The sequence below is a fragment of the Thermodesulfitimonas sp. genome (assembly GCF_052743955.1).
Map to the genome: position 1 here is coordinate 1 of NZ_JBRAIN010000101.1, position 5,749 is coordinate 5,749.

Annotated in this window: 3 protein-coding genes; all 3 read right to left on the reverse strand. The window is 61.5% G+C overall.

Annotated elements, in window-relative coordinates; genetic code table 11:
* Positions 1-21: 21 nt before the first annotated feature.
* The 3 genes from ACUVTA_RS08150 to ACUVTA_RS08160 all read right to left on the reverse strand — a co-directional run bounded on the left by ACUVTA_RS08150 (position 22) and on the right by ACUVTA_RS08160 (position 5,627).
* Positions 22-3,951, reverse strand: a complete 3,930-nt coding sequence (locus ACUVTA_RS08150) for a S8 family serine peptidase (RefSeq protein WP_445952459.1) — start codon at positions 3,949-3,951, stop codon at positions 22-24.
* Between the two features lie 95 nt (positions 3,952-4,046).
* Positions 4,047-4,598, reverse strand: coding sequence for a pyruvate kinase alpha/beta domain-containing protein (locus ACUVTA_RS08155; RefSeq protein ID WP_445952457.1), 552 nt, complete (start codon positions 4,596-4,598; stop codon positions 4,047-4,049).
* Positions 4,599-4,619: 21 nt separating this feature from the next.
* Positions 4,620-5,627, reverse strand: coding sequence for a rod shape-determining protein (locus ACUVTA_RS08160; RefSeq protein ID WP_445952458.1), 1,008 nt, complete (start codon positions 5,625-5,627; stop codon positions 4,620-4,622).
* Positions 5,628-5,749: the final 122 nt, after the last annotated feature.

Below are 5,749 nucleotides of genomic sequence, written 5' to 3' on the forward strand. Positions count from 1 at the left end.
CTTCGTTACCCTTTCCCGAGTTCACTCCGGTAAGAGTCGTAGCCGGTAAAATAAGGCTGCCGCCTCCGCCCGCGTCAGAGGAGCGAAGGGGTCGAACCGGCCATCCGGCCGTCCCCGCAGCACACCGCGGGCGTAAAGTTCGGCTACCGCCTCTCTTGCCTGCACCGGCACCTTTGCCCAGTCGCGGAACGGCGGGACCGCACCGCCGGGCGCCTTTCCCGGGAGGAGCGAAGCCAGCGCCGCCGCAACGGCCACCCGGTCCAACACCGCCGCCGGGCGGAAAAGCCCTGCTGGGGAAAGCGCCAAGGTGCCGCGGTAAACCGCCAACCGAACGGCATCCTGCGCCCAAGCTGGTGCATCTGTGGGAACGGGGCCGTACGGGATACCGGGCCACAAACGCGCCGCTAAAACGGCTAACTCCACCCGGGTAACCGGGGCGTCGGGGCGAAAGGTTCCGTCCGGATAACCGCAGAGGAACCCTTCGGCGGCAAGCGCCGCAATCTCCTGGGCCGCCCATGAATCCGCAATATCGCTAAAAGTCCGCGGGCCGGAAAGCTCTACCCAGCTCCCGTTAACGCCGCCCGTGCGCTCATCCACACTTACGACCCGCACCGCAGCCGCAGTCTTGAGACCAACGGTACAGGTAAACTCCCCGCCGTAAACCGCAACCGTAAGCCGCTGCCCGTCACCCGGATAGACGTAGAGGCGCGTCCCGTTCGTCCAACCCTGCAGGGGTTTCCCGTAAAGATGGGGCGCAATTTCCAGGATTGGGCGCGGGGCGTTGGTCTCGGCCTTCACCGCCAGGGCCACCGGTAAGCTCCCGGACCCCTCCCAGAAGGTCACCGTTACACGCTCCCCCGCCCGAAGGTCGTCTACCGTCACCGGCCAGCCGTTTTTCAAGAGCAAACTCCGCGAGCTTAACTGGTACGTGGTACCACTTACGGAAATGATCAGGTGCGCGCTATCAAAACCTTCGATCACCCCCGCAGTCTGGTGCACCCCCCCTGATAGATCAGCTCGTACCACCCGCCCGTCCGGTCCGGTTTGCAAACGGACCCACTCTCCCGGAAAGAGCGCCGCAGCGCTGAGGCTGACCGTACCGCAGAAAAAGCCAGCGCCCGGGGCAAGCTCGAGGACCCGGTAGTCGCCGTTCACGTCCTGAAGATGGATCGTTTTTTTCGCCGCATCCAGAAAGAGAAGCTCCCCGTAAAGAAAACCACCGTCCGCCCAGGCGTGCAGCAACGCGGTTCTCCCAGGCAAAACTACGCCGGTGAGATGTTCACCCGGTTTAAGCTCCGCCGCTGAAGCAAGTACCCGTCCGCCGCGGCTTACCCCCGCACCCGGGAAAAAGGGATAGAAGCGCCCGTCCTCAAAAGAAAGGCCAGTACCGGAAACTTTTTTTATAAATCCAGAAACAAGCTCCTGCTGCACCGCAATATGAAGTACGGTACCGCTTCCGGGGTCCAAACGCAACGTTATCGGGAGGCCCGGCGGCAGCTCACCTGGAGGCTCAGGCGGACCGAAGGGCCTGTCTAACGGGTCAAGGCCAGCAATCCCCGTTTCCCGACTTATCCGGCATCCCGGAGCAAGGGGGTAGGTGGTACCGTTAATTAATACAACCCTTGCTGTTTCCACTGCCGCAAGGAACCCTTTCTTCTCCGCCCAGGCGGCACGCGCCATCCAGACCGTCTGGGTCGCCGGATTAATCCCGAGCTCGGCCCGTACCCCGGAAGGAACCGCGGCCGGTGCAACCAAGGTATCGCCTACACGTACTTGCGCCGGACGCAACAGATAACCCCCGTCCGGCAACGACCCGCTTTCCGACACTACAACCGCGCCCTTCTCCGTCCCGAGAAAATTCGCTGGCGCCACCACTCGCTTCTCTCCGATGGCGTAAGCCTTATTCTTTCCCGGGATCAAGTAGATATCCGTCCCGGGACTTAAAGCCTCCTCCGGAGCTACCCGCCGGCCGTTAACCAATGCTACCATCTCCTGCGGCAGCGATAGCTCCCCGCCGTCGCCCGATAGCTGCACCCGGCCATTCGCGAAGTCTTCCACTACCTCCCGGCGCGGCACCTGACCGTAGGCCAGAGCGAAAGCCTGGCCGGACGCCGCCCCGCCGCCCAACCTGACCGCAGTAACCGTTATCAAGTAGCGACCCGGTACCGGCCGCGGGATGGCGACTTGCTCCACGTTGTTCAGCCTGTCCGGCATACCGCTATCCGTAAAATCATTTCCGAGGTACCGGCACCCGTCCGGCCCTACCACTACCAAATCCAGGTCACAGACCAGGGCTGGACCCGCTCCCGGCAGCGCTGGCGGGTCGGTCCAGCAGAGGGTAACCTTCAGAGGTGCGCTCCCATCCGTTACCCTCATTTCGTAAGTGAGGCTCTCTTTTTCCCTCAAGCCCGGGTGCACTACGTAGCGGCAGGTCTTCTCCCGAAGCGCCAGCACCGTAGCCATTAGGTCAAGCTCCCCGAAGCCTCCCGCACCGGCCGGCGTAAAGTCTTTGTGCGCCCCGTTGATCAAAAGTGCTTTCAAAAGGGCTGCTGGCGGCGTCGCCAAACCTTCCTCCCGCTGCAGGTACTCGCGCAGCAGAACCACCGCGCCGCCGGCGACGGCCGCCGCCATGCTCGTCCCGTCGAGCTGCCGGTAGTAGCCCTGCCCGGGCGGGGAGGGAGCCAGCCGCGAGCTCGGTGCGATTACCCCTGCGCCCGGCGCTACCAGGTCGGGCTTAAGCCGCCCGTCACCCGTCGGGCCACGGCTTGAAAAATCTGCCACTTTCCTCCCGGTATAACCGAAAAGGGGCCGGGGATTCTCCGCCGCACCTACTACCAGAGCGTTCTTACTGTTGGCCTCCGCGGTAAGGCTCCCGGCGGTCGGACCGCTGTTGCCCGCGCCGAAAACCGGCAAAAAATCAGGGTTATAGTAGCAAAAACGGTCGATCTGGGCCGCCACAGCTGTATAACTGTTTTTGCCACCGCCCCAGCCGTCGACGTGTACCCGCACGCCAGCGCTGTAGGCCGGTCGGAAAAGAGAGATCAGGTCCGCCGGCGGGTCTAGTTCCCCTTGCGCGTTAGCGATCGCCTGGAAGTAGATGCTGCTCCCCGGCGCGATACCCCGGTAACGCCCACCCGAGGCAGCCCCTGTCCCGGCGATGGTCCCGGCAACGTGTGTCCCGTGCCCCGTCCGGTCCCCAAGCGGCCCCCCCGCCCAAGAACGCAGCATAACCACCTTAGGCATCCGCCCTGGCGTACTCGCGAAATCAGGGTGAAGGTCCTCAAGGCTCCCTTTATCCAACCCGTTATCGGCCACCCCCACCATCTGACCGTTCCCGGAAAGTCCCGCCGCAGCAACAAACCCCGGTGACAAGAGCGGCGCCGTTCCGGTTACCGCTGCCGCCCGGTCTACTAAGAAACGCCGCGGCGCATACGGTTCAATCCATACCACACCATTTTCTGCGGCAAGCTTCTGGAGGGCCGCCCGCGGCACCTTTACCCGCAACGTCGCCGCGTCTTCCTCGTCGAGCCCGCGTAAAACGGTGCCGCCGGCAGCCGCTACCGCCGCGGCCACCTCTCTCTTCTCGTCTGGGGAAAAGAGGGTGATGTTAACCACGAGGGGATCTGAACGTCCATCCCCGCCCGTCTTAAGTTCCGGAGCAAGGCGCTCCTCTTTTGTATATGGCTGGACTTTGATTGGGGAAGACAGAGAAACAGAAGCGGCGATCCGGACCAAGCGCTTTCCGGTAACCCCTTCCCCTACCGCCACACCGGAAAGGCCCTCTAACCGGGATATATTTTGGGAGTCGACAAGATAAAGCCCGGGCGCAACCTTAAAGTTGCCGGGCAACCCCACTCGCTCCCGGCGCACCCCCGGACTTACCAGGAGTACCACCACCCCGAGCAGGGCAAAGAGGATAAAAAAACGCCGTATTTTGTCTCTATTTACCATTATCACCGGAAAAGCCCCAGCAGGTACCGGCTTGTTAGCATGATTATAAATTTGCCGGTTTTGCTGGGGCGACAGGTTTTAAGTACCTGGCGTAACTAAAAATCCCTTGGTTTACAGATTATCTCGCGGACCTTCGTTTCGAAAAAGTGCTGGGAATGAGCCGGCCGAATCACCACCGCCGTATCCGCGCCGCTCGCGGTGCCGCCTACCGCCACAACATCCACCCCTGCCGGAATAAGTCCGGCGTCAAGAGCCATTACGCTAATCTCGACGCAAACCTTAAGCCCGTGGCCGAAAAGCCGGAGGGTAGCGGCAATAAGCTCTGCCGGGTAGAGCCCGCCAAACTTAAACCGTAACGCCCGGTCCAGCCCAGCCATTAGATGGGTAGTAGTAAGCAGTTTTACGCCCGCGCGGGAGAGCCGCTCCCTCATTTCGGGGCTCATCTCGTCAACGCCGGGGGCCTCGAAACCCACCTGGTGGGTCACACAGACCACCCTAAGACCCGTCCCTATGAAACGAGAGGCTGTTTCTCCGGAGCAGGAGGCTACCACCAGATGCTGGATATCCAGTTCTCTAGCCCGCGTGATTGCAGCCTCCACCGTAGCGACGGTATTGGCGCTCCCCTTAACCGGCCAGTAAAGCGTCATCCTAAATCCCCTCCGTGCCAATCAGTTCCGGGAGCGGGCGAGAACGTGGAGCATCCCCAAGGCACGACCAGTGCCCAAAGCCACACAGGAAACCGGATCCTCGGCCACGTACACGGGCAAGCCGGTTTCGCGCGCGATAAGCTTGTCTATTCCCTCAAGAAGCGAACCCCCGCCCGTCATAACGATACCCTTGTCCACGATATCGGCCGCCAATTCCGGCGGTGTCCGCTCCAGCACCCCTTTAACCGCCGCCACGATAGCCTCGAGCGGCTCCTGAATCGCTTCCCAGACCTGGCGGCTGGTCACCATCACCGAGCGGGGCAGGCCGCTTACCAGGTCCCTTCCCCGAATAGCCGCCGTGCGTTCCGAATTATTCGCCGGATAAGCGGTACCGATTTCGATCTTCAGCTCCTCCGCGGATCGTTCACCAATGATCAGGTTGAACTCCCGCCGCACGTACCGGACGATGGCTTCGTCAAACTTATCCCCGCCTATGCGCGTCGAGGTCGAACAAACGATGCCGCCGAGTGAAAGTACCGCGATATCGGTCGTTCCACCGCCGATATCGATAACCATTGACCCGCTGGCCTCACTCACGTCTATCCCTGCCCCAAGAGCCGCCGCCATTGGTTCCTCGATCAGGAAGGCTTGCCGGGCTCCGGCCTGGAGGGCCGCCTGCCGCACGGCCCGCTCCTCCACGCTCGTTACCCCGGTCGGGATACAAACCATCACCCGCGGCCGCAGTATAAAGCGCCTGCACCCGCACTTCTCTAAAAAATACCGCAACATTCTTTCGGTGACATCGTAATCCGCAATGACCCCCTCCCGGAGTGGGCGTACCGCAATAATGTTTCCGGGGGTACGCCCGAGCATCCGGCGGGCCTCCTCCCCCACCGCAATCACCTTGTTATCATCCCGGTTAACGGCCACCACGGAAGGTTCCTTTAAAACAATTCCCTTGCCTTTGACGTAAACCAGGACGGTCGCCGTCCCTAAGTCGATACCGATATCCGGTGCCAAACCGAACATTGATTCCCCCCCACCACTTTATAGGCCTGTCCCGCTCCTCCATTTTAAAGGGCCCTGTTGAACTTAGCCTCACCTATATTCTACATTTTCCAGGGAAATTCCTCTACTCCCAGCAAATTTTT

Coding starts and splice junctions, on each gene's coding strand:
- ACUVTA_RS08160 (WP_445952458.1), bottom strand. CDS start 5,627: ATGTTCGGTTTGGCACCGGATATCGGTATCGACTTAGGGACGGCGACC.
- ACUVTA_RS08150 (WP_445952459.1), bottom strand. CDS start 3,951: ATGGTAAATAGAGACAAAATACGGCGTTTTTTTATCCTCTTTGCCCTG.
- ACUVTA_RS08155 (WP_445952457.1), bottom strand. CDS start 4,598: ATGACGCTTTACTGGCCGGTTAAGGGGAGCGCCAATACCGTCGCTACG.